Consider the following 20,640-nt stretch of genomic DNA (forward strand, 5'->3'; position numbering starts at 1 on the left):
AACCGGGGGTGCCCCCGCGCCCCTCACGCAGACTCCGCCAGCCTCCGCGCCACCAACGCGAGCCGCGCCCGGAACCGCCCCGCCGGGTCGTCCAGCGACCATCCCAGCGCGTCCTCCACATGCGCCAGCCGCGCCGCCACCGAACTGTGGTGCCGGTGCAGCGCGATCGCGGCCTGGCGGAGGGAACCCGTGCGGCAGAAGGCTTCCAGGGTTTCCAGATCGCCGCTCCCGGCGAGCGCGTTCAACGCCCGCACGTCCGGCTGCGCGCGCAACTGCTCGACCGGGATCTCCGCCAGCAGCGTCACCGCGCCGAGATCCTCGTGCACGATCAGCGGCCGCGCCGTCGCCGCGAATCGTTGGGCCAGGCGGGCTTGCAGCCACGAGCGCCGTGCTTCGAGGCCGTCGACCGCGTCGCCGACCCCTACCCGGACGGAATCCGGGAGCGTACGGTCCTTGGCCCGCAAGGCCAACGTCTCATTCAGCGCCGGCACGACCGAATCCGGGCCCTCGCGCGGCTGCAACAGCACCGCGGCGACCCCGCCGACCACGGCCACCCGCGCACCGAGCGGTTTGCCGCGGGCGACGAGCGCGACCGCGTCCGCGCCGGCATCGCGACCGGCGCCCGAAGCGACCGCCACCACTCGCAGCGGGCGCGCGGTGTCCAGGCCGAGCAGGGTCAGCGCCCGCGCCCGGTCCTCGTCCGCCGCCTGCTCGCCCAGCACCAGCTCGACCAGCGCCGGGTCGGCGAGATGCGGCGCGGCGGGCGGCGGTTCGACCGGGTTGAGCACCTTCGCCGAGATCGCGAGCCGTTCGAGCACCAGGTCGTCGAGCGGACCCGGCTCGCCCGCCCGTTCCAGCCAGACCCGCCCGGCGCCCTCGAGGTCCGCGACGACCGCGCCGGGCGGCGCCGGGCCGTCGCCGCCGGGTTCGCCGGTCGGCCGGTACCGGAGCACGGTTCCGTCGGCACAGCGAATCCCGGCGACGCATTCCGCAAGAAAAGCCGTCGCGCGCAGCAAATCCGGCAGCGTCGCCCGGCGGGCGATCAGCTCGTCGAAATACGCGATGACGCGCACCGCCGTTTCCGCGCCGGAATCGACCGCGGACAACCGCAGCAGCAAGCCCTTCACGAGTGCCAGCCTAGCGCGAGTCTCATGTGGACAGTCCGGCCAGCGGGTGCAGTTCCTCCCACCGCGGGACGCGCGGCGGGAAGCGCAGCGTCAGCCCGGCTTCCGCGGGCGTGCGGTCGGCCTTGCGCGCGTTGCAGCTGCGCGCCGACCCGCCGCAAGCCGCGACGGTGTTGAGCCAGCTCGTGCGCGCACCGCCGCGCGAAACCGGCGTGATGTGGTCGACCGTGGTGGCCCGGCGCCCGCAGTAGGCGCACGTGTGCCGATCGCGTCGCAGCACGCCGGAACGCGACCAGCGCGGCGGCCCGGAATAACGCCATTTCATGACGACGTAGCGCAGCAGCCGCACCACCTTCGGCCGCGGGAAGACGCCGAGGTCGGGCCCGTCGCTTTCGTGGACGACCGCGACCTGGCGGACCAGCATCCGGATGGCATGGGGGAGCGAGACGGTGTGCAGGGGCTCGTAGCCGGCGTTGAGAACCAGGACTCCCATGGCGACGGGCACCTCCTTTCCGGGGCTGAACGGGCCGCGAACGCAAAAGCCGCCCGGCCGGCGTTCCGGCGGGCGGCTCCTCGCTCACGGCGTGGCAGGCCACGTCATGGCGCGGAGCCGGGAATGCCCGACAGGTGCATGCGTTCGTCGCGACGCGGCATTCCGTGGATCCTTTCGTGGCTGTGGACGACTTCATCATTGCCGCCCCGCGCCGCCGCGTCAACGGAAAATGATCGCCCCCGCTTCAAGATCCACAGTGGACTATCGCGGGCGCGCGGAAGCGGTTTTCGGCGGCGTCCGGTACAACTCGCCCAGCAACGCCACCGCGGCGTGCGTGGCCGGATGCGGATCGCGGGCGCGCCAGGCGAGCTGGACCGGCACCTGCGGGGCGTCGCGGACCCGGCGGTACACAATGCCGTCGCGGCGATACTGCGTCATCGTGGAATGCGGGGTGACGCCGACGCAGCGCCCGGTGGTGATGGCGGCGAGCCAGTCGTCGACGTCGTGCGTGTACTCGATCCGCGGGCGCGATTCCGGCGGCCACAACTCGGCGGAAGTGGTGCCGGTGCGCGGATCGATCACCAGCAGCCGCGACGCGAGATCGGCGAGCGTGACGGTGCGGCGTCCGGCGAGCGGGTCGTCGGCGGCCATGGCGCAGTAGCGGTCCTCGCGGCCGACCGTCGCGTGCGCGTACTTGCCCGGCGGCACCTGATGGCGCACCACGGCGAGATCGGCGAGCCCTTCCGCCAGCCCGGCGGTCGCGGTGTTGGCGCGCACGAGCAGCAGTTCGACGTCCGGGTACCGCGCTGCCCAGCGACGCTGGAACTCCGCGGTGTGCCTGCCCATCGCCGACCACGCGTGGCCCATGCGCAGCCGCGTGTGCCCGGTGGTCGCCTCGCGCACGAGCTCGTCGGCCTCGGCGAGCAGATGCCGGGCGCGGGCGAGCACCTGGACGCCCGCGGTCGTCGGCTCGAGGCTCCGGCTGGTGCGATGCAGCAGCTGCACGCCCAGAACCCGTTCCAGCGAGGCCAGATTCCGGGATACCGCCGCCTGCGAGACGCCGAGTTCGGCCGCGGCGTCGGTGAAGGTGCCCGCGTCCACGATCGTCACGAGGCAGCGCAGCTGACGCAGCTCCAGATCCATGCGTCCAGCGTATCGCTGATGCGGTCAATGCATTTTGCGCATGGATCGGCCGACTGCATGCTCGACCGCATGGCGACTACGGAGCTCGCTCCGCGAACACGTGACGACGCACGGGCGGCCGGTGCCGCGATGCTGCTCGGAAGCGCGCTGTCGAACCAGGTCGGCGCGGCGACCGCGGCGCTCGCGTTCCCGGTGCTCGGCCCGCCGGGCGTGGTGGCGGTCCGCCAATGGGTGGCGGCGGCGGTGCTGCTGGCGGTCGGACGCCCGCGGCTGCGGACCTTCACCGCACGGCAGTGGTGGCCGGTACTCGCTCTGGCCGCGGTGTTCGCGACGATGAACCTCTCGCTCTACACCGCGGTCGACCGGATCGGTCTCGGACTGGCCGTGACGCTGGAATTCCTCGGCCCGCTGGCGATCGCTCTCGCCGGCTCCCGGCGCCGGACGGACCTCGCGTGCGCGGTGGCCGCCGCGGTCGCGGTCGGCGCGCTGATGCGGCCGCGGCCGAGCACCGACTATCTCGGGATGGGGCTCGCGCTGGTCGCCGCGTCGTGCTGGGCCTGCTACATCCTGCTGAACCGGACCGTCGGCCGTCGCCTGCCCGGGGCTGCGGGCTCGGCTGCCGCCGCCGGGGTGTCCGGTCTGCTGTACGTGCCGATCGGGCTGTTCGCGATGCTGCACCACCCGCCGACTTCGGGCGCTCTCGCGGCGGCGCTCACCGCCGGGCTGCTTTCGTCGGCGCTGCCGTTCCTCGTCGATCTGGTGGCGTTGCGCCGGGTGCCGACGCAGTTCTTCGGCGCGTTCATGAGCGTCAACCCGGTGATGGCCGCGCTGGTCGGACTTGTGCTGCTGGACCAGCGGCTCGACGCGGTCGCGTGGGCGGCGATCGGGGTCATCGTGGCGGCGAACACGGTGGCGGTGCTGCGGCGGGCCGGGTAATTGTCGGTGCGGCGGGATAACGTAGGCGCCGTCGGCAAGGGAGGTGTGGCATGGTGCGGATCGCTGATCAGGAGTGGCCGTCGACGGTCGTGCCCGCCGACGCGCGCGAACGCGCCCAGTCGACGGGCGTGCTGGTCCGCCGCATGGGCTGGGTGTCCGAGCGGCTGACCCGGGAGGAACGCGACGACGTCGAGCGGCAGCTGGAATTCTGGTACTCCAACGGATACTGCCCGGACGCGCTGCTGATCGCGATGAGCGCGCTGCCGGACGGGACGCGCCAGCGGCCGCGCCGCGCCAGCGAAAAGCCGGGCGACTTCCTGCGGTCGCGGATGAAGGGCTGGTTCGTCGACGAGTCCGCCGCCGCAGACCTGACCGAGGTGCGCGAACCGCCTCGGCGCGGGCAGACCTTCGAGGCCTGGCTCGCGAACCGGCGCAAGCAGGCGGCTGACGAGGGCACGTATCAACGGCGTTCGCGGCTGACCGACGCGGGGGAGCGGGCCCGGGCCGAGGCCCGCACGATCGCGGCGTCCCGGCGGAAGGATCCGCTCGCGCGCGTGCGCGAGAGCGAACGTCGGCGTGCGGCGGCGTTGGAGAGCCTGCGGGTGGTCGGCGAGGCGGTCGAGGCGCCGCCGCCGCCGGCCTCGGCGGGCGCAACGCCGCGAATGGTGGCTTCGTTCGCTGGACGGCAGTCGTTGGCCGCGCATTCGCCGCAGGTGCTCCGGATTGTCGAGCGGTTGCGGGCGGAGAAGCGAGGGCCGTCGGCGGCGGAATTGGCGGTGCTGCGAAACGCGGTTCGCGACGCGCACCACAATGCCGGGCTCGGGACGTTGGAAGCGGCGAGCGCGGAAGTCAACGACGTGGATTCGCTGACGCCGGACGGGCAGCGGATCAAGGATTTCCTCGCACGTGCGGCGGACGACCGGCTGCCGCTTGACGCGACTGTGCGGTTGCTTCACTCGATGCGGTGAGCTGTGCGTGTCGGGTCACCCGCGGCGGGGAGGGTGCTTCCAGACTCGCCCGGTGATGAACACGGCGATGGACGATGCCGGGCGCTGTCTGCTTTCGGTGGCGTGGAATATCCGGACCGGCGGTCCTCGGGCGGATCCGCGGGCGGACGCGGTGCGGGAGCGGCTGCGGACGGTGTGCCGGGAGCTCGGGCATGCGGCTTGCCGGTTCGCGGCCGGGGATGCGAGCGGGGATCCGGTGCCGTTGTTGCGGCTGGCGGATCGGGCTTACGAGGTGGATACGTTGCTGCTGCTGGTGGGGACTTCGCTGATTCCGGATCCGGGGCGGGATCTGCGGCGGTGGGGCGAGATTGAGCGGTTGGCGGGCGAGGTGGACGGGATGGTCGTGGCGGCTTCGGGCGTGCTGGGCGGGGTCTGTGTTTGATCGCTTGGCCGCGGTCGGCTCGTCGCCTGGCGGCGGCATTGCTTCGTGAGTGGGTTCGCGGGCACCCCGATTTTTTAGTGTGACTACGGCGCGGGGGTGCTTGTCAAGGCGGGAAGGATGCCTTGGCAAGCACCCCCGCGCCGTGTTTTTGGCTTCGTATCGGGGGTGGGGGAGGTGTGGGTGCCTTGCTGGGTTGGGGGCGTCGGCTGCGGTTTGGTTGGTGAGGCGCGGCTTGGGTGGCCGGTTGCGGTGGGGTTCGCGGGTGGCGGTTTAGCGCCCCAATGTGGCATTGGGTGCGTCAGATGCACCGAACGCCACATTGGGTGCGTCGCATGCGCCCAATGTGGCATTGGGCTTTCTCAGCAGTGCGCGGGAGTCTCGCCTCTGCCGAAAGGCCCGGCGCGCGACGCCGACGTCCGCGAGGGCCACCTTTGAGGAATCCCTCACGCCCTCTCGCACGCCGTGAAGGGCCCTTCACGGACTTAGATTCCCTCAAGGAGCCCTTCACAGACCGCCGCAACGCACCCAATGCGGTATTGGTTGCACCCCGCGCACCCAACGCAGCGCGGCGGCGGGACGGGGCGTGTGGGAGTCAGGGTCCGTGCGGGGAACCCTCACGGACTCCAGCCGGGGGCGCAGCTGCCTCGCGGAATCGGTGTCGGAAGGCGTCACGGGCGGGGACTCTGTGGCTCACGAGAATCCATGCGAGCGGGGACGGGTCAGGGGCGTTGGCGCACTCCGGCCAGCACCGCGCTCACACTGGGCAGCCAGCGGTGCCTAGGGTCCGGCGCGGTCAGCCATTCCGGGCCCATGCCGGGTGCTTGCTGACCGGTCGGCAGGGGGAGGAGCGCGCCGCTGTCCAGGACGGTCACGTCTGCCGGCAGGCTGCCTCGCAGGAGCAGTTCGCCGTCGGTCTCGGCGAGGATGGCCAGGCGCGGACCGTGTTGGGTGGGGAGGATCAGGGACGGGCCTTCGCAGCCCAGGGCGGACAGGTGGTTGCGCACCGGGCCTGAGGTGAGTTTCGGCAGGGTGACTGCGCACAGGCCGTTTTCCAAGGCCAGGAACAGGCGCGCGCCCTGCCGCCGGACTGACCAGCCGAACACCCCGCCGTAATACGCGTCTGCCGGGTCTGGGCCGGTGTGGTGGTCGGGCCGCAGTTGCTGGTCGAGAGTCATCGTCGACGCCTTCCGCTCGCATGGGGTGCCCGCCCATGCTAACGGCACTCAGTGCCACTAGCAACCCGGGCTGCTACCGTTCGGGAATGACGGAGACGCCGCGCACCCGGGTCGGGGCCACGCCGGCCGGGCGGCGGCAGTTGCGTCGCGCGCTCGCCACGGCGGCCGTGGATCTCTTCGCCGCCAACGGGTACGAGGCGACGACCATCGACGACATCGCCGCGGCGGCGGGCGTCGGGCGGCGCACGTTCTTCCGGTATTTCGACAGCAAGGACGACGTCCTCTTCGCCAATCACGACGAGATCGTCGCCGAGATGGAGCAGGTCTTCGAGACCGCCGACCCGGCGCGCGACCCGATCGAGGTGGCGACCGCGGCGGTGTCGCTCGTGCTGGAGTCTTATGCCGCGGAGCTGGATGTCTCGCTCAAGCGGTTCACCCTCACGCGCACGGTGCCGTCGTTGCGGGACAAGGAAGTCGCGACGGTCGACCGTTACCAGCGCGTCCTCGCCCGCTACCTCCAGGACCGCTTCGCCGCCGCTGGGGACGAGTCCGCGACGCTCCGGGCCGCCGTGGCCGCGGCGGCGATCGCGGCGGCCAACAACCATGTCCTGCGGCGCTGGCTGCGCAGCGGCGGCCGGGACGACATCGAGGCTGCGGCGACGGAGGCGTTCACCCTGGTCGCGGACGCTTTCCGGACGTCCGGCGGGAAGTCCCCCGCCGAAGCGGAGCCGGGCACGGTGGTGGCGGTGCTCAGCACCGCGACACCGTTGCACGAGGTGGTGACCCGGATCGGCGCCGCGCTGCGCGACGCCGATCCCCGGTGAGATGCTTGCCGGTCGGCAAGTGAAGTGCACTGAGTGCCATTGAAGGTGAAGTGCGGCGGGCGCGGGGGAGGCGCGTTGCCGACCGCCAGTGGCGCGATTCGAGTCAGGCTCGCACCGGCGCTCAGATGCGGATGGCCGCCGCTGTCGTTGATCAAATCGCCGTACTGCGCCTGCGTTGCCGACCACGGTCGACGAAGCATCGCACGGGGGCGTGCTGACCCCGATCTGGGCTGGGACCGCGTCCTGGCCGGGCTGGCGCGCAGCGAGCGATAGGAGAATCAGGCCTTGTCCACCGCGGGCTTGAGGACTTCTTCGCACCACTGCCGGAAAGTCGTCGGCGTTTCCACGGCATTCTGCGGAGTGCGGACCACGCCCTCGTCCAGATGGTTCAGCTTCGCGGTCGCCATGTCCATCATGGACTGTGCCATCGCCTCGGAGTGGCCGTGTGCGAGCACCTGTTCGCCGAGTGCGGAGACCGGGATTTGCTGATACTTGACCGAAATCCCCAGCACCTCGCTCAGCATCTCAGCTTCCTGGTCGGGCGACAGATCTTCCGGTCCGAGCACGGGGACCTCCTCCCGGCCGGTCCACAATGGATCGAGCAGCAGCCGGGAAGTGACCGCGGCGATGTCGCGCGTGCAGGCGGTCGGGGCGGCGTAATCGGGGGGCAGGACGTCGTAGAAAGTGCCTTGTTCTTTGATCGCCGAGGTTTGGCGCAGCAGATTGTCCATAAAGGTCGGATTTGCCAGTGCGCGGAAGGCGACGCCGGTGTCGGCGATGAGGTCGTCCATCGCCAGGGTGGCGGTCACGTGTCCGGCTCGTTCCGCGGACGCGGTGCCGCGGCCGAGGGCGCTGACTGACACCACCCGGCGGACGCCGTGGGTGCGGATTGCGTCGACGGCGGGGCGGGCGAAACCGGAGTAGGCCTCGTCGACGCTCGCGGCTCGCCGGTCGGGCGGGACTAGCCAGAAGACGGTGTCGGCGCCGTCGAAGGCGCGGGCTAGTACTTCGGGATCGCTGTGTGAACCAACGTGGATGTCGACGCGTTCACGCAGGTCAGCGGGTATTTTCGCGGGGTCGCGGACGATCGCGCGGACGGGACGCGCACCGTCGGCGATCTCGGCGAGGACGCGGCTGCCGATGTTCCCGGTGGGGGCGGTGACGACGATCATGCGGGCACTCCAGGAGACTGTCGCAGAGGTGGAGCAGGAAGTAAACTCCACCGTACCGTTTACTTTTGGCGGAGGCAAGGATGGCGCGTGAAGGCGGTTCGCAGCTGAGGGGTGCGGAGCTGCGCAACCACATCCTGCTGGCGGCGAAGAACGTGTTCCTCGAAACCGGCTTCGAGCGGGCGTCGATGGATGCGGTCGCGGCCAGCGCGGGGACGTCCAAGCGGTCGCTGTACGCGCACTTCGAGAGCAAGGACAAGCTGTTCCTCGCGGTGCTCGACCTGGTCCGCGAGCTGTACCTCGGCAAGCTGATGACCCCGGACGCGTACGCGGACGACCCGGTCGAGGCGGTCGCGCTGTACTGCGGGCGGTTCCAGCAGTTGCTGACCTGGGAGTCGCAGGCGCGGACGTGCCGGCTCTGCATCTCGGCTGCCGAACGGTTGCCGGACAGCGCGAAGGCGTACTACGACGCGATGTTCGCGGTGATGTACACGCGGCTCGCCGGGTATCTGGCCGCGCAGTACACAATGGACAATTCGGAGGCGGCTGCGCTCGCGGAGGATCTCGTCGGGCGGACGGTGTTGCCGCGGGTGTTTCGGGTGTTGCTGAACGCTGAACCGGCGATCGAGGAAATGCCGGGGGCTGACGCGGTGGTGGAAAACGTTGACCTGGAACCGATTCGGCTGGTTGTTTCGGCGGCGTTGCGGCCGCGGGCATGAAGATCGCGCGGGAGCTGGGGAGCGCGTTGCCGAAGGTCGGGTTGCGGGTCGATCCCAATGCCGCGTCGTCGGTGCCGGCCGGGCCGGGACTTGGGGTGGAAGCGGACGAGGAGAAGCTGGCTTTCTAGGCGGCGAAGAACGAACGGGAAGGCGATCTCACCGCATGACAGTGCCGCGGTCCGAAATGGACCGCGGCACGTCGTTGGCTCAGCGCAAGGCGTTTACCGTGATGGTGAGCGTGTCCGGGTCGCCTGCCTGGACCGCGCCGCTGAAATCGGGGCCGGGGGAGACGTCGTCGTACGGGAAGGCGTATCCGCGGTTGTCCGGCAGTTTGCTGTGCACGATTCGCGCGTAGTGGTTGGTTTCCGGGTTCTGGTAGAACTTCGCCGGGTCCTCGCCGGTCGGCTGTTTCGGATTGTCGCGCAGGGTGGTGCGGTTCAATGCCGCTGCCAGCCGGGGGATGATCGCCTTGCGGGCGTCGCTGTCGCCTTGTTTGATGGCGAACGGTCCGCTGTCGCAGCTCCATACGTCCGGTGTGGCGGGCTTGCCGAAGCGTTCGCCGTTGTTGAAGGCGAGCACGCCGTCCGCGCCGACCTGGCCGGTGAACGCGCCGAGGCCGGGCACCTGGGTGTCGACGGTGAGTGTCTCGCCGGCGTATTTCTTCCACACCTCGTCGATGTAGCCGTCGAGGTATCCGCCGAATTGGTCGGCGCGGTAATGCGCGGACAGTGCGCGCAGCGGCTTTCCGTCGCCCCCGGTTTCGATGAGCGTGCCCCATTTGCCGCCCTGGGCGTTGAGGGCGTCGCAGATCGGGTCCAGCGAGCGCGCGGGCAGTCCTGGCACGGTCTGGTCGCCGGAGCCGGTCGTGGTGAGGTGCAGGCCGATCGGGATCGCGACGAAGTCGACGTAGCTGATGTTGGCGAAGAGCACGTCGTTGTTGAAGGTGAATTCGCAGAACGACCAGTTCCGGTTGTAGTTCGGGTCGTCGGCGGCGAGGAAGCTCGGGTGCACCAGCGCCGGGCCCTTGTTGACGAAAAAGTCCAGTTTGCTGTCGAGCGCGACATAGATCCGGGCCGCGTACATTTTCGGGACGGTGACCTGGGAAAGCGACTTCAGCGGGATCGCGCAGTCCTCGCCGAGCGGCGTGTGGTCGCTGCCGGGGGACGGCGGATAGTAAGGCGTGCCGTCGGCTTTCAGGATGACGAGCCGGTTGTCCAGCGTCGTTCCGGTGATGTACGCGTAGGTCTGGCCTGCCCCGGACTTGTCGTCGAAAGCGACCTTCGCGGTATCGGGGGTGGTCGCGGAGGCGAACGCGGAGTTCCAGAGTGGAAATGTCGCGGCTGCCGCGGATGCGCCGAGGAATGCCCGCCGGGAAATCAAGGAAAACCGCCTCCTGGAGTCGTGCCCTTTTCCGGTGACCGGCACGCTAGTCACGGCCGGGAAAGCGGGTCAACGAATGCGGGGGAAATTGGCTGGTTTTGTCATTTCCGGCTGATGCCCTGGACGCGCGCTGAGGCACGGGCCGCCGCCACGGCCCGTGCCTCAGTGTCTGGTGCGGACTTCCCGGGTCAGCTCACTTGCAGGTCGATGCAGGCGTAGAAGGCGTTCGCGGTGTCCGCGATGTTCCAGACGGCGAGCACCGTCTGCCTTCCGGTGTGCCCCTTGAGGTTCACGTTGTGGGTGACCGTCGCCGGGGGCTGCTGGCCGCCGCCGTCCACGGTGGCGATCTTGTCGTTGCCGATCCAGTACTCGTAGTTGGACGTGCGGTGCCGGGCGGTGAACTTCCAGGTGAAGGCCACCGAAGAGCCGACCGAGGTCGCCTTCCAGCCCTTGTTGTTGTCGTTCAGCTCGGCGAACTGGGCGTTGCCGCCGCTGCAGCTGTGCAGCCCCTTCGGTCCTTCGACGCTCTGCGGTTCCCACTTGATCTGCCCGCAGGGAACGACTCCCTGCGCGCATTGGGCCTGCCGGCTCGCCGGCGCGTTGACGTACCCGTGCGCGCTGGCGATGCCTGCCGGGCTGATCAGCACGAGCACCGGGGCGATCGCCGTGCCGACCGCGGCCGCGACGAGTTTCCGGTTCGCTTTCATGGACAGCTCCTTCGGGGAATGCTCGTTTCCCGGTGCGGGTACGACAAAGCGACGCACCGGCTTTCCGGGAGCCGGCCCGCACGGGGGGTGAGCGAAGGGGGTGGGCTTCTTGGTCTAGACCATACGCCCGAGATTCGGGAAAGGTCAACAGCTGGCAAAGAAAGGCGGGGGCGGGGTTATCCGTCAACGTTGTCACACAAGACCACTGTCGCTTGTGGTGCTTGCCGGACAGCTTCCTTGGATTGCGCCGGACGGGTGGCCCGGCGCGGATCAGGGTCGCCCAGCGTGATTTCGTCTGCTCTGGACTGTCTATAGTGGACGGTGAGAAGCTGCGCGGGCGCACGGAATGCGGCCGGTCCGGGTGGTCTGGTGCAGCGATTCTGCCCGGTCTCCGAAATCCCCGACTTCCGGAGGGTTGAACGGATTCGATCGGAAATGCTGAACTGGACGGTTCGGGTGTTCGCGCTTTCGCAGTGCCGGCCGCGCTATTTCGCGCAGCCGGCAGCGGCCGGACGGTCAGCGGCGGTCCTCGATGGCTGGATCGCCCCGGGCCGCCGTGCGGATGCGGTCGCTGGCGAGCAGGCCGTGCGGGATGCCGAGCTGGATCGTGCTGGCCGCGGCGAGCCGGGCCAGGTGCGGGTCGGCGAACTCGACGCTCAGCGCGGCCAGATCGTCTTCCAGTTGCTCCGGCGTGCGGGCCCCGACGATCGGCGGGGTTTCGCGGCACCCGGGCGAGTCCGGCTTGGGCAGGAGTGCAGCCGATTTCCCTGGCGACGCCGGCCAGAATCTCGGCGATGCCGGGATTGCGTTCGGTGACCGCGCCGAGGGCGAGGTTGAAGCACTTGCGGGCGCTCTTGCCGGGGGCGGGCCCGGCCGCGGTCAGGTCGGCTCGGGTGTACTTGCCGGTCAGGACGCCGCCGGCCAGCGGAGAGCAGGGGACCATGCCGAGGCCCATCTCGCGGCCGATCGGGGGCGGATCGCGTTCGCCGGTGCACTCGACGAGGTCGTGCTCGGCCTGCAACGCGGCCTGCGGCGCCCATCCGCACAGGTCGGCGATGGCTTGCATGCACGAGATCTGCCAGGCCGGGGCGCTGGACATCGCGACGTAGTGGATTTTGCCCTGCCGGGCGAGGCTGTCCATCCCGCGCGGGATCTCCTCGACCGGCGTCGTGAAATCCCAGACGCGCAGGTCGAGATAGTCCGTGTTCAGCGGCCCGCAGGCTGGCGTCCGCCGAGGCGAACAGCCTTTCGCGGTGCGGCCCGCCGGAGTTCGGGTCGCCGGGACGGCGCAGGTTCGTGTATTTCGACGCGAGGACAAGGCTTTCGCGGCGGGGCGGGCGACCTTGCCGAGCAGGCGCTCGGCGGTGCCGTCGGCGCAGGCCGGCGCGGTGTCCGCGAAGTTGCCGCCGCCGACGACAGCCGGACGGCGCTGAACCGCTTGTTCGCTCGCTGAACGCTCAGGATTGCCGGGAAGGGGTCAGCGGCGGATTTCCTCGCCGTCGTGCCCGGTAAGCCGCTGCCTTCATTTTGTTTCCGCAGGTGGCCATCGCGCACCATTCGCGTCGTGATCCTCGCGAATGGTCCAGGTAAACCTGCGTGCATTCCGGCCGTCCGCATTCCTTCAGCAGATCGGCGTCCGGTCCGCCCAGGATCGTGATCGCGGCCCGGGCCACGGTGGACAACGCCTGTGCCGCGGTCGCCCGGACTTGCCGTCCGGTGCGGGTCAGCTGCGGGACCGCGTCCGGCTGCGCGGCTGCCTCGTTGAGCAGCGTCAATGCCTCCGGGTCGTACTCGTGGCCGACGAGCCGGGCCGCGACCAGGGCGTAAATCGCCTCCCGGACCGCGATCGCCCCCGCCAGGTCCGCTGCCGTGCTCGCCGGATCGGCGCCGGTGACCCCCGACTCGCGGAACCAGGCGTCCAGGCTGCGCGGCGACCCCAGCATCTCGGCCGGCTCGTCGTTGCGGCGGGCCCGCAGCGTGCCGACGAAGTCCAGCGCCGGGTTTCCGCAAGGGAAGGCGTGCTCCATGCGCACCAGTCTGACAGGTGATGAATCGCAACGCAAGGAACTCTAACCGGCCTAGCGGGTTATGAGTAGCGGATCACATAAATACGTAACCTCCTTGACTGGTGACGAATGTGCGTGCGAAGGTTCTCTCGTCGCCGAGACCGGAGGACAGCGGCCCGGTCGCCTGCCGAAAGGCCAAGTCCCATGGACGCGATCACGATGGTGTTCCGCGATGTTCTCGGCGCACTGGCGGCGCTGACCGGCACCGTCCTCAGCGGATTCTGAAAATTTCCGGAAAGGAAAGTCATGTCTGAAACCACTTACACCGCCGTCGTCACCACTACCGGCGAAGGCCGCAACGGGGGACGCGCGGTTTCGTCCGACGGTGCGCTCGACCTGAACTTCGCCATCCCGAAGGAACTGGGCGGCAACGGCGGGGCGACGAACCCGGAGCAGTTGCTCGCGGCCGGGTGGTCGTCGTGCTTCATGGGCGCGGTGCGGATCGCGGCGGCGCAGCGGAAGGTGAAACTGGCCGACCTGGCGGTGGTCGCGGATGTGACGCTGCACCACGACGAGGCGAACTTCTGGCTCAGCGCCGCGCTGCACCTGGAGTTGACGGGGATCGATCAGGAGACCGCGGACGCCCTGGCCGCGGCCGCGCACCAGAACTGCCCGTATTCGAAGGCGCTCGGCGGGAGCATCGAGGTCACGGTGGACGCGACGGTCGCCTGATCCGATCGGGTGGTCGAGGGGGTGATGGGTGCCCTCGACCCGGCGGGATCGCGCGGGATTTCGGTGCTGCCCGCCGCCGCGGGCCACGGCCGGGTCGGCGGGCGGCTGGTGCGCTGGTCAGGGCAGAGCGGGCGGGGCCTGCTGCGCCAGTTCCCGCGCCACTTCGACAGCCACCTCGACGGTCCGCGCCACGAGAGGGGACTCGGCGGCCCGGCCGCGCGGCCAGTGGAGGCAGATCGAGCGCGCCGGGGCCGGGTCGAGGTCGTGGACCTGCAGATCCGGCCATCCCTCCGGTCCGTGGATCGCGCCGCAGTCGCGGCAGACGACCTGGTGGATCGCCAGCCAGGGCAGGACCGCGAGGCCCATTCCGGCGCGCACCATCGACAGGATCGTTTCGCTGCCCGCGGAGCGGAACACGATGCGCGGGCGGGCTCCGGCGTCCGCGAGGGATTGTTCGAGGCGGGGCTGGTCGAAGGTTGACGGCCAGGCCACCATCGCCTTGCCGTCCAGTTCGCGGGCGGGCACCGGGCCCGCCGGCAGGGCGCCGGGCGGGGCGACGGCCAGGTAGGGGTCTTGCATCAGCCGGACATGCTCCGTGTCGTCGCTGATCAGGCCGTCGTGGAACAGCAGGTCGAGTTCGCCCAGCCGAGGCTCGTCGGGTTCGGAGAGCCGGATCTCGCAGCGGGGGTGTTCCTCGCGGAGCAGACGCAGCACGGTCGGCAGGATCGCGTGCGAGACGCTTTGCAGGGTGCCGACGTCGATGCGGCCTTCACCGGCTTTGAACCGGTCGACTGCCTGGCCCAGCGCTTCGGCTTTCGCCAGTACCTCCCGGCCGTGTTCGAGCACGACGGCACCGAGGGGAGTGATCCGCACGGGGCGCGGGCCGCCCGGCCGGTCGAAGACCGCGCCGCCGACGGAGCGTTCCAAGGCCGCGATGTGCTGGCTCACGCTCGATTGCGTGTAGCCCAGCCTCGTCGCTGCCCGGGAGAACGTTCCTTCTTCGGCGATCGCGAGCATCGTCGTCAGCTGCCGCAGGTCGAGGTCGGCCATGAGCGCAGTATATTACTGATCGCGATGGATTCGATCGTAAACAATCGCTTTTCTTAATCTCGCGGCGCTCTTAGCGTCATTGCCATGACAGTCGCGACGATCACCGCCGGGAGAACTCCCGCTCGCAGGCTGCCGTGGGCGCTCGGGGCATGTCACCTCGTCGCTCGCGGCGGCGCGTTCGTGCAGCCGATGCTGGTGCTGTACCTGACGCAGGAACAACAGATGTACCCGACGGCGGCGGGGGCAGTGGTGGCGGCGGTGGGCATCGGCGACTTCGGGTCGCAACTGCTCGGAGGCTGGCTCGGGGACCGGATCGGGCGGCGGAAGACGATGCTGCTCGGGTTCCTTGGGACGGCGATCGCGTTGGCCGCGTTGGGATCCGCTGCGGTGACGCCGGTCATCTGGGCAACGGCAGTGGGTTACGGTCTCGCTGCGGGGCTCTTCCGGCCGGCGGGATCGGCGGCGGTGGCGGATCTTCCGCCGGACGAGCGAGTGCGGGCGTACAGCCTGCTCTATTGGGCGGCGAATCTCGGATATGCCGTTGCGGCAACGGTTTCCGGAGTGTTGGCAAGTCGCGGCTACGGGCTGCTGTTCTGGTTGAACGCGGTCGCGATGCTGCTCGCGGCGTTGATCGTGGTGGCCGCGGTGCCGGAGACCCATCCAGGAACGAGCCGCCAGCGACGCGCGCTGCTGCCAGCGTTGCGAGCAGATCGTTTGATGCGCACTATGACGCTGATCCACGCCGGTTGCTTCACGTTGCTGATGCAGGCGTTCGCCACGCTGCCGTTGTTGATGACTGCGCAGCAGTTCAGTTCCGCAACGTACGGTGGCGTGCTTGCGCTCAACGGGTTCGCCATCGTTGTCCTGCAACCGTTGGCTGTCGCAGTGTTGGCGAATCGCGACCGGGCGACGGTGCTTGCTGCCTCGATGTTGCTGGCTGGCGTTGGCGGCGGTCTCGCCGCCGTGTCACAGGGCATTGTCGGCTATGCCGTCGCGGTTCTCGTTCTCAGCCTCGGACAGATCGGGTTGGCGGTCCAGTTCGGTGCGACGTTCGCTGCTCTCGCGCCGCCTGAACTGCGCAGCGGGTACCTGGGCGTGGCGTCGAGTGCGTGGAGTCTCGGCGCGGTCCTCGGCCCGGTGCTCGGTACGGCGTTGCTGGAGCGCGCTGGCCGAACTTGGCTTGGCCTAGTGGCTTTCGCCGCTGGAATTCTGCTTTTCCTTGCACAGCAAGCCGTCGCTGGACATCTTCGTGAGCGGCAGGACGGCCAATACACCGAGAAGGGGATCAACCAATGACCACCATGACCAACAACGAATGGCGCGCTTTCCTTGCCGAGGGAACGAGGCTTGCCCACTTGGCTCTCACTCGCGCCGACGGGCGTCCGCACGTCACGCCGATCTGTTTCCTTCTCGACGGTGATGAACTTGCCTTCGCGTTGTCGCCGGGAAGCGTCAAAGGCAAAAGCCTTGCCCGGGACGGACGTGTCGCGGTTTGCGTCAGTGACGAGCGGCAGCCGTACAGCTTCGTGACCGTCGAAGGACGGGCCCGGATTTCCGCCGAGCCGGACCAGATCAGGAGGGTCGCGGCGGGGATCGCCGATCGTTACTACCCCGGTCAGTCCGCAGCGGACCTCGCGGAATCGTTCGTCCACGGCGGATTCGCCGCGGTGCGGATCAGCATCGCGCACGTCATCGCCCAATCTGGTCTCGGCTGAGCCTCACCGCAACCGCGCCCCCGCCCGCTCTAGCGCAGTCAGCACTTCGGAGCGGGCTGTGGCGATTTCGCCCGCGGTCAGCGTCGCGGACCTCGGGCGGAGGGTGACTCGCAAGGTGAGCGAACGGTGGCCTGGCGGAATTCTCGAACCGCGGTACTCGCCGACGTACGCCACCCGCTGCACCAAGGCGTGGGCCTGGGTCGCGGTGTCGGCGACCAGCGACCACGGCACGGTGTCGGCCGCGAGGACGGACAGGTCGAAGTCCGATTCGGGCAGGTCGCCGACGGGGGTGTAGCGGTTCTGGCGGGACGGGTGCGTCCGCAGCGCGTCGAGGTCCAGTTCGACGCAGGCGATCGCGCCCCGCTCGATGCCCGCCGCCCGGAGCACCGGCGGCCGGACCAGCGCCAGTGCCCCGGCCGGGCGGATCGCGAGCCGGGCCGACGGGTCGGTCCAGGCCAGGCCGGGGACACCGGACAGGTCCAGTGCGGTGAGACGGCAGTACCGGCGGAGCACGTCGACCAGCCCCTTGGCCCGGCGGAACAGGCCGGCCCCGTCCGGTCCGGCGAGCAGGATCCCGGCGGACGTCCGCTCGCCCGCGGCGAAGACGGTGCCGACCTCGAAGAGGCTGAACTCGTCGTGGCAGCGCAGGTTGGCGGCCGCGGCTTCGAGCAGGTTCGGGATCAGCGACGGGCGCAGCCGGGCGCGATCCGGGGCCGGCGGACGGGCGATGGCGAGAGCGGGGTCGAGGCCGCACGCGGCGAGCAGATGGTCGGCGGACCACGGGTAGGTCAGCACTTCCGTTGCCCCGCCGCGCGCCGCCAGCACCTCCCGGACCTGGCGGCTCAAGGGGAGCCGAGGGGGCGGGGCCAGTCGCACGACGGGCCGCGGCGCGGGCAGTGCGTCGAAGCCGTGGATGCGGGCCAGCTCCTCGACGATGTCCACGGGCAGCGAGAGATCACCGGTGGAACGCCACGACGGAGCGACGACCCGCAGCAGCTCTCCGACGACCTCGGCGGTGCAGCCGAGGGCGCGGAGGATGCGCAGGATTTCGTCCGGGGGCAGCGGGAGGCCGATCCGGCGTTCGATTTCCCCGAGGGTGATCTCGATCTCGGCGCGTTGGGTGGCGGCGAGGACGATGTCTTCCGCTCCGAGCGCCGCGGCTGAGGGATCCGCCTCGGTCAGGAGGCGGAGGAACAGGCCGGCGGCTTCGTCGGCGCGTTGAGTGTCCAAGCCTTTTTCTTGGCGCACTGAAGCTTCGGTCCGGGCGCTGCGCCGGGCGTGGCTGGGGATCAGCGTCGGTATCTCCAGCACGAGCGAGTCGCCCGAGGCACGGACGTCGCTTGGTTGTCCGACGGCGAACATCACGTAAGCGCTCAGGTCGGCGCACAAGTCCTGGACCGGTTGGCCGATTCGCCGGAGCCGGTCGCGAATGAAGGCCGGCGCCGGCACGGAACTGTCCACTGTGCACTGCAGAGCCAGCATCCGCTGATGCCGAGCGGGGTCGGCCAGTGCGAGGCCGGTAGTGCCCGGCGGCCGCGCGATACGGGGAAGCGGAGCCAGCGGGAGTCCATAGAGGACGGACAGCTCGCGCGCGATTCCGTAGTGTCCCCACAGATCGGGGCGATTGGTGAGCGATTTGTTGTCGACCTCGAAAACAACGTCGTCGTCGACGAGGTCGTACCCCTCGACTTCGACGGTCTTCAAGGTCAGCTCGTGCGCCAGCTGGTCCGGCGGACAGCGGGGCAGGGGCACGTAGTCGGCGAGCCAGTCCCGGGAAATCTTCACGGCAGCGGGCCTTTCAGGAGAATTGGGAGAGGAAGCGCAGGTCGGCGCTGTGCATCAGCCGGACGTCGTCGATGCCGTAGCGCATCATCGCCAGCCGGTCCAGGCCGGCGTTCAGGTAGCAGCCGGACCATCGCGCCGGGTCGAGTCCGGCGGCGCTCAGCACGTGCGGATGCGGGCTGCCGCCGGGCATCACCTCGAGCCAGCCGGTCCGTCCGCAGATGCGGCAGCCGCGGCCCGAGCACACCTGGCAGACCATGTCGATCTCGAAACCTGGTTCTACGAAGGGGAAGTACCCGGCGCGCATCCGCGTTCGCACCGGTTCGCCGAACACCGTGCCGAGGATGGTGTCGACGAGGAACCGGGCGCTGGCGAGCGGGATGTTCTCGTCGACCACCAGCACCTCGTACTGGAAGAACGCGCGTTCGTGCCGGGCGTCGGTGCTTTCGTTGCGGTAAACGCGTCCCGGGTAGGCGATCCGGATCGGTGGTTCGTGCGTGCTCAGGTACCGGACGCTCGTGCCGGTCAGGTGCGGACGCAGGCAGCGGCCGTCGGCCAGCCAGTAGGTGTCCATGCTCGTCCGCGCCGGATGGTCGGCGGGGAAGTTCAGCCGGTCGAATTCCATTTCCGCGGAGCTGATTTCCGGGCTCTCGACGACCGCGAAGTTGAGCGCGCGGAAGGCGTCGTCGAGGTCGTATCTCAGCTGGGTGACCGGGTGCAGTCCGGCGGTCGGCGGCGGAAGGCCGGGCACGGTCGGGTCGAGCGGGCGGTCCAGTGCGGTTTCCGCGGCGCGTTTTTCCTCCAGCGCGGCGGTAATGCGCTGGTGTGCCTTGGAAAGCGCGAGGCCGAGCTGTTTTCGGCAGGCCGGGTCGCAGCGGCCGAGGTCGCGGCGGACGGCGGCGAGCGGGCTGGACTTGCCGAGCACGGAACGGCGCACGTCAGCGACAGCGGCGGGCGTGCTGGCCTGGGCGAGATCGGCGAGTGCGGCCTCGGTCAGCGCGGCGATCCGGCGCAGCGCCGAGGCGGGTTCGAGAGGGTCCACGGGTTCCTCGCTTCGGGTCGTGAAGTGCTGGACTTCACCCCCGGGCAGTGCGGGAACACGCGGACGTCAGCGGGCGGAACCCGGCGCGCACGCGCAGCCCCCGGGCACTCCCCGGGGGCGAAGAAATCGCTGCGCACGCATGCGCCCATCATGGCACGCCCCGCTCGCGCTGAGCAAACCCGTTGTGCGGACGTGCGGGGAACCCTCAGGGAATCAGAGTCCCGCAGGGTTCCCCGCACGGCAGGCGGGTCAGTGGCCGACGGCGGCCCGGACGGACTCCTTGAGCGAGCCGAGAGTGGCGATCACCGCGGTGGGTTCGTAGCCGCAGTGCGCCATGCAGTTCGAGCAGCGCGGGTCCTTGCCGCGGCCGAAGTTCTCCCATTCGGTGGTTTCGATGAGCTCCCGGTAGGTCTTCGCGTAGCCGTCGTCCAGCAGGTAGCACGGGCGCTGCCAGCCGAGCAGCGAATACGACGGGATGCCCCACGGCGTGCATTCCAGGTCGCGTTTGCCCTCGAGGAAATCGAGGAACACCGGCGAATGGTTGAGCCGCCAGCGTTTCCGGTTGCCGCCGCCGAAGGCCTTGGCGAACAGTTCGCGGGTCTGCTGCACGCCGAGCCAGTGGTCCTGGTCCGGCGCCTTCTCGTACGCGTATCCCGGCGAGATCTGCATGTTGTCGACGCCGAGGTCGTTGAGGTAGTCGAGCACGTCGATGACGTCCTGCGGGGTGTCCCCGGTGAAGAACGTCGTGTTCGTCATGACGCGGAAGCCCTTTTCCTTGGCGAGCTTGATCGCGTCGACCGCCGCCTGGAAACCGCCCTCCTTGCGCACCGACGCGTCGTGCCGTTCTTCGAGGCCGTCGATGTGCACCATCCACGCGAAATTGCGGTGCGGCTTGAACTTGTGGATGTGCTTGGGCAGCAGCAGCGCGTTGGTGCAGAGAAAAATGATCTTGTTGCGGGCGAGCAGCTGCCGGGTGATCTCGTCGATCTGCGGGTGCATCAGCGGTTCGCCGCCCGCGATCGACACCATCGGCGCGCCGCTCTCCTCGATCGCCCCGACCGCCTGCTCCACCGGCATCCGCTGTTTCAGCAGGGTGTGCGGCTGCGCGATCTTGCCGCATCCGCCGCATTTGAGATTGCACGCGAAGAGCGGTTCCAGCTCGACCAGGAGCGGGAACTTCTCCTTGCGCAGCAGCTTCTGCTTCATCAGATAACCGCCCAGCCGAAGAGACTGGCGCAACGGCATGGCCATCGC

The 20,640-nt window shown here is 69.6% G+C and carries 21 protein-coding genes and 1 pseudogene; 9 read left to right on the top strand and 13 right to left on the bottom strand.

The window, feature by feature from the left end; all coding sequences use genetic code 11:
• Nucleotides 1-23: 23 nt before the first annotated feature.
• The 3 genes from L3Q65_RS05930 to L3Q65_RS05940 all read right to left on the bottom strand — a co-directional run bounded on the left by L3Q65_RS05930 (nt 24) and on the right by L3Q65_RS05940 (nt 2,760).
• A complete protein-coding gene (locus L3Q65_RS05930) occupies nt 24-1,127 on the bottom strand; it encodes a CdaR family transcriptional regulator (protein ID WP_182891973.1) in 1,104 nt (367 codons plus the stop codon).
• Nucleotides 1,128-1,149: 22 nt separating this feature from the next.
• Nucleotides 1,150-1,617, bottom strand: coding sequence for an HNH endonuclease (locus L3Q65_RS05935; protein ID WP_182891972.1), 468 nt, complete (start codon nt 1,615-1,617; stop codon nt 1,150-1,152).
• A 261-nt stretch (nt 1,618-1,878) separates the two neighbouring features.
• Nucleotides 1,879-2,760: a LysR family transcriptional regulator gene (locus L3Q65_RS05940; protein WP_237598980.1), complete on the bottom strand. Its 882-nt coding sequence runs from the start codon at nt 2,758-2,760 to the stop codon at nt 1,879-1,881.
• Nucleotides 2,761-2,829: 69 nt separating this feature from the next.
• Here L3Q65_RS05940 and L3Q65_RS05945 point away from each other — a divergent pair, with 69 nt between their 5' ends.
• From L3Q65_RS05945 to L3Q65_RS05955, 3 genes are read left to right on the top strand one after another with little or no spacing between them, the layout of a single operon-like run.
• Nucleotides 2,830-3,696: a DMT family transporter gene (locus L3Q65_RS05945; RefSeq protein WP_237598981.1), complete on the top strand. Its 867-nt coding sequence runs from the start codon at nt 2,830-2,832 to the stop codon at nt 3,694-3,696.
• A gap of 50 nt (nt 3,697-3,746) precedes the next feature.
• Nucleotides 3,747-4,664: a hypothetical protein gene (locus tag L3Q65_RS05950; protein ID WP_237598982.1), complete on the top strand. Its 918-nt coding sequence runs from the start codon at nt 3,747-3,749 to the stop codon at nt 4,662-4,664.
• A gap of 55 nt (nt 4,665-4,719) precedes the next feature.
• Nucleotides 4,720-5,085, top strand: a complete 366-nt coding sequence (locus L3Q65_RS05955; RefSeq protein ID WP_237600853.1) for a hypothetical protein — start codon at nt 4,720-4,722, stop codon at nt 5,083-5,085.
• 719 nt (nt 5,086-5,804) lie between these two features.
• On the opposite strand, the gene L3Q65_RS05960 is transcribed toward L3Q65_RS05955, so the two are convergent.
• Complete coding sequence (locus tag L3Q65_RS05960) at nt 5,805-6,260, bottom strand: hypothetical protein (protein ID WP_182891968.1); 456 nt, start codon at nt 6,258-6,260, stop codon at nt 5,805-5,807.
• Between the two features lie 86 nt (nt 6,261-6,346).
• Between L3Q65_RS05960 and L3Q65_RS05965 the strand changes: the two genes are divergently transcribed.
• Nucleotides 6,347-7,084, top strand: coding sequence for a TetR family transcriptional regulator (locus tag L3Q65_RS05965; RefSeq protein ID WP_182891967.1), 738 nt, complete (start codon nt 6,347-6,349; stop codon nt 7,082-7,084).
• Nucleotides 7,085-7,362: 278 nt separating this feature from the next.
• On the opposite strand, the gene L3Q65_RS05970 is transcribed toward L3Q65_RS05965, so the two are convergent.
• Nucleotides 7,363-8,256, bottom strand: a complete 894-nt coding sequence (locus L3Q65_RS05970; protein ID WP_237598983.1) for an NAD(P)H-binding protein — start codon at nt 8,254-8,256, stop codon at nt 7,363-7,365.
• Nucleotides 8,257-8,336: 80 nt separating this feature from the next.
• Here L3Q65_RS05970 and L3Q65_RS05975 point away from each other — a divergent pair, with 80 nt between their 5' ends.
• Nucleotides 8,337-8,972 (top strand): TetR/AcrR family transcriptional regulator, encoded by a 636-nt coding sequence (locus L3Q65_RS05975; RefSeq protein ID WP_182891965.1) that lies wholly within the window; start codon nt 8,337-8,339, stop codon nt 8,970-8,972.
• Complete coding sequence (locus L3Q65_RS47305) at nt 8,969-9,100, top strand: hypothetical protein (protein ID WP_255751339.1); 132 nt, start codon at nt 8,969-8,971, stop codon at nt 9,098-9,100. Before L3Q65_RS05975 ends, L3Q65_RS47305 begins: the two co-directional genes overlap by 4 nt.
• Nucleotides 9,101-9,179: 79 nt before the next feature.
• Here the strand turns inward: L3Q65_RS47305 and L3Q65_RS05980 are convergent, their stop codons facing one another.
• The 4 genes and pseudogenes from L3Q65_RS05980 to L3Q65_RS05995 form a co-directional block, all read right to left on the bottom strand.
• Nucleotides 9,180-10,352 (bottom strand): glycoside hydrolase family 64 protein, encoded by a 1,173-nt coding sequence (locus L3Q65_RS05980; RefSeq protein WP_182891964.1) that lies wholly within the window; start codon nt 10,350-10,352, stop codon nt 9,180-9,182.
• A 188-nt stretch (nt 10,353-10,540) separates the two neighbouring features.
• Nucleotides 10,541-11,059, bottom strand: coding sequence for a lytic polysaccharide monooxygenase auxiliary activity family 9 protein (locus L3Q65_RS05985; protein ID WP_182891963.1), 519 nt, complete (start codon nt 11,057-11,059; stop codon nt 10,541-10,543).
• A 796-nt stretch (nt 11,060-11,855) separates the two neighbouring features.
• Nucleotides 11,856-12,422 (bottom strand): annotated as a pseudogene (locus L3Q65_RS47560) (aldo/keto reductase); the annotation flags it as partial.
• Nucleotides 12,423-12,516: 94 nt separating this feature from the next.
• Nucleotides 12,517-13,086, bottom strand: a complete 570-nt coding sequence (locus tag L3Q65_RS05995; protein WP_182891962.1) for an ABATE domain-containing protein — start codon at nt 13,084-13,086, stop codon at nt 12,517-12,519.
• Between the two features lie 285 nt (nt 13,087-13,371).
• On the opposite strand from L3Q65_RS05995, the gene L3Q65_RS06000 reads away from it, so the two are divergent.
• The gene (locus L3Q65_RS06000; protein ID WP_237598984.1) at nt 13,372-13,797 is read left to right on the top strand and encodes an Ohr family peroxiredoxin; all 426 of its coding nucleotides are present in this window, start codon (nt 13,372-13,374) and stop codon (nt 13,795-13,797) included.
• 117 nt (nt 13,798-13,914) lie between these two features.
• On the opposite strand, the gene L3Q65_RS06005 is transcribed toward L3Q65_RS06000, so the two are convergent.
• Nucleotides 13,915-14,847, bottom strand: coding sequence for a LysR family transcriptional regulator (locus L3Q65_RS06005; protein ID WP_182891960.1), 933 nt, complete (start codon nt 14,845-14,847; stop codon nt 13,915-13,917).
• An 84-nt stretch (nt 14,848-14,931) separates the two neighbouring features.
• Here L3Q65_RS06005 and L3Q65_RS06010 point away from each other — a divergent pair, with 84 nt between their 5' ends.
• A complete protein-coding gene (locus tag L3Q65_RS06010) occupies nt 14,932-16,143 on the top strand; it encodes an MFS transporter (RefSeq protein ID WP_370648175.1) in 1,212 nt (403 codons plus the stop codon).
• The gene (locus tag L3Q65_RS06015) at nt 16,140-16,562 is read left to right on the top strand and encodes a PPOX class F420-dependent oxidoreductase (RefSeq protein ID WP_237598986.1); all 423 of its coding nucleotides are present in this window, start codon (nt 16,140-16,142) and stop codon (nt 16,560-16,562) included. The genes L3Q65_RS06010 and L3Q65_RS06015 overlap by 4 nt, the downstream gene beginning before the upstream one ends.
• 3 nt (nt 16,563-16,565) lie before the next feature.
• Here the strand turns inward: L3Q65_RS06015 and L3Q65_RS06020 are convergent, their stop codons facing one another.
• The 3 genes from L3Q65_RS06020 to hpnH form a co-directional block, all read right to left on the bottom strand.
• A complete protein-coding gene (locus tag L3Q65_RS06020) occupies nt 16,566-18,347 on the bottom strand; it encodes a hypothetical protein (protein ID WP_182891957.1) in 1,782 nt (593 codons plus the stop codon).
• Between the two features lie 13 nt (nt 18,348-18,360).
• Nucleotides 18,361-19,386 (bottom strand): phenylalanine--tRNA ligase subunit alpha, encoded by a 1,026-nt coding sequence (locus tag L3Q65_RS06025; protein ID WP_220507319.1) that lies wholly within the window; start codon nt 19,384-19,386, stop codon nt 18,361-18,363.
• Nucleotides 19,387-19,635: 249 nt separating this feature from the next.
• Complete coding sequence (hpnH, locus tag L3Q65_RS06030) at nt 19,636-20,637, bottom strand: adenosyl-hopene transferase HpnH (protein ID WP_009076658.1); 1,002 nt, start codon at nt 20,635-20,637, stop codon at nt 19,636-19,638.
• Nucleotides 20,638-20,640 lie beyond the last annotated feature (3 nt).

The organism is Amycolatopsis sp. FU40, assembly GCF_021903635.1.
Lineage (GTDB): Bacteria > Actinomycetota > Actinomycetes > Mycobacteriales > Pseudonocardiaceae > Amycolatopsis > Amycolatopsis dendrobii.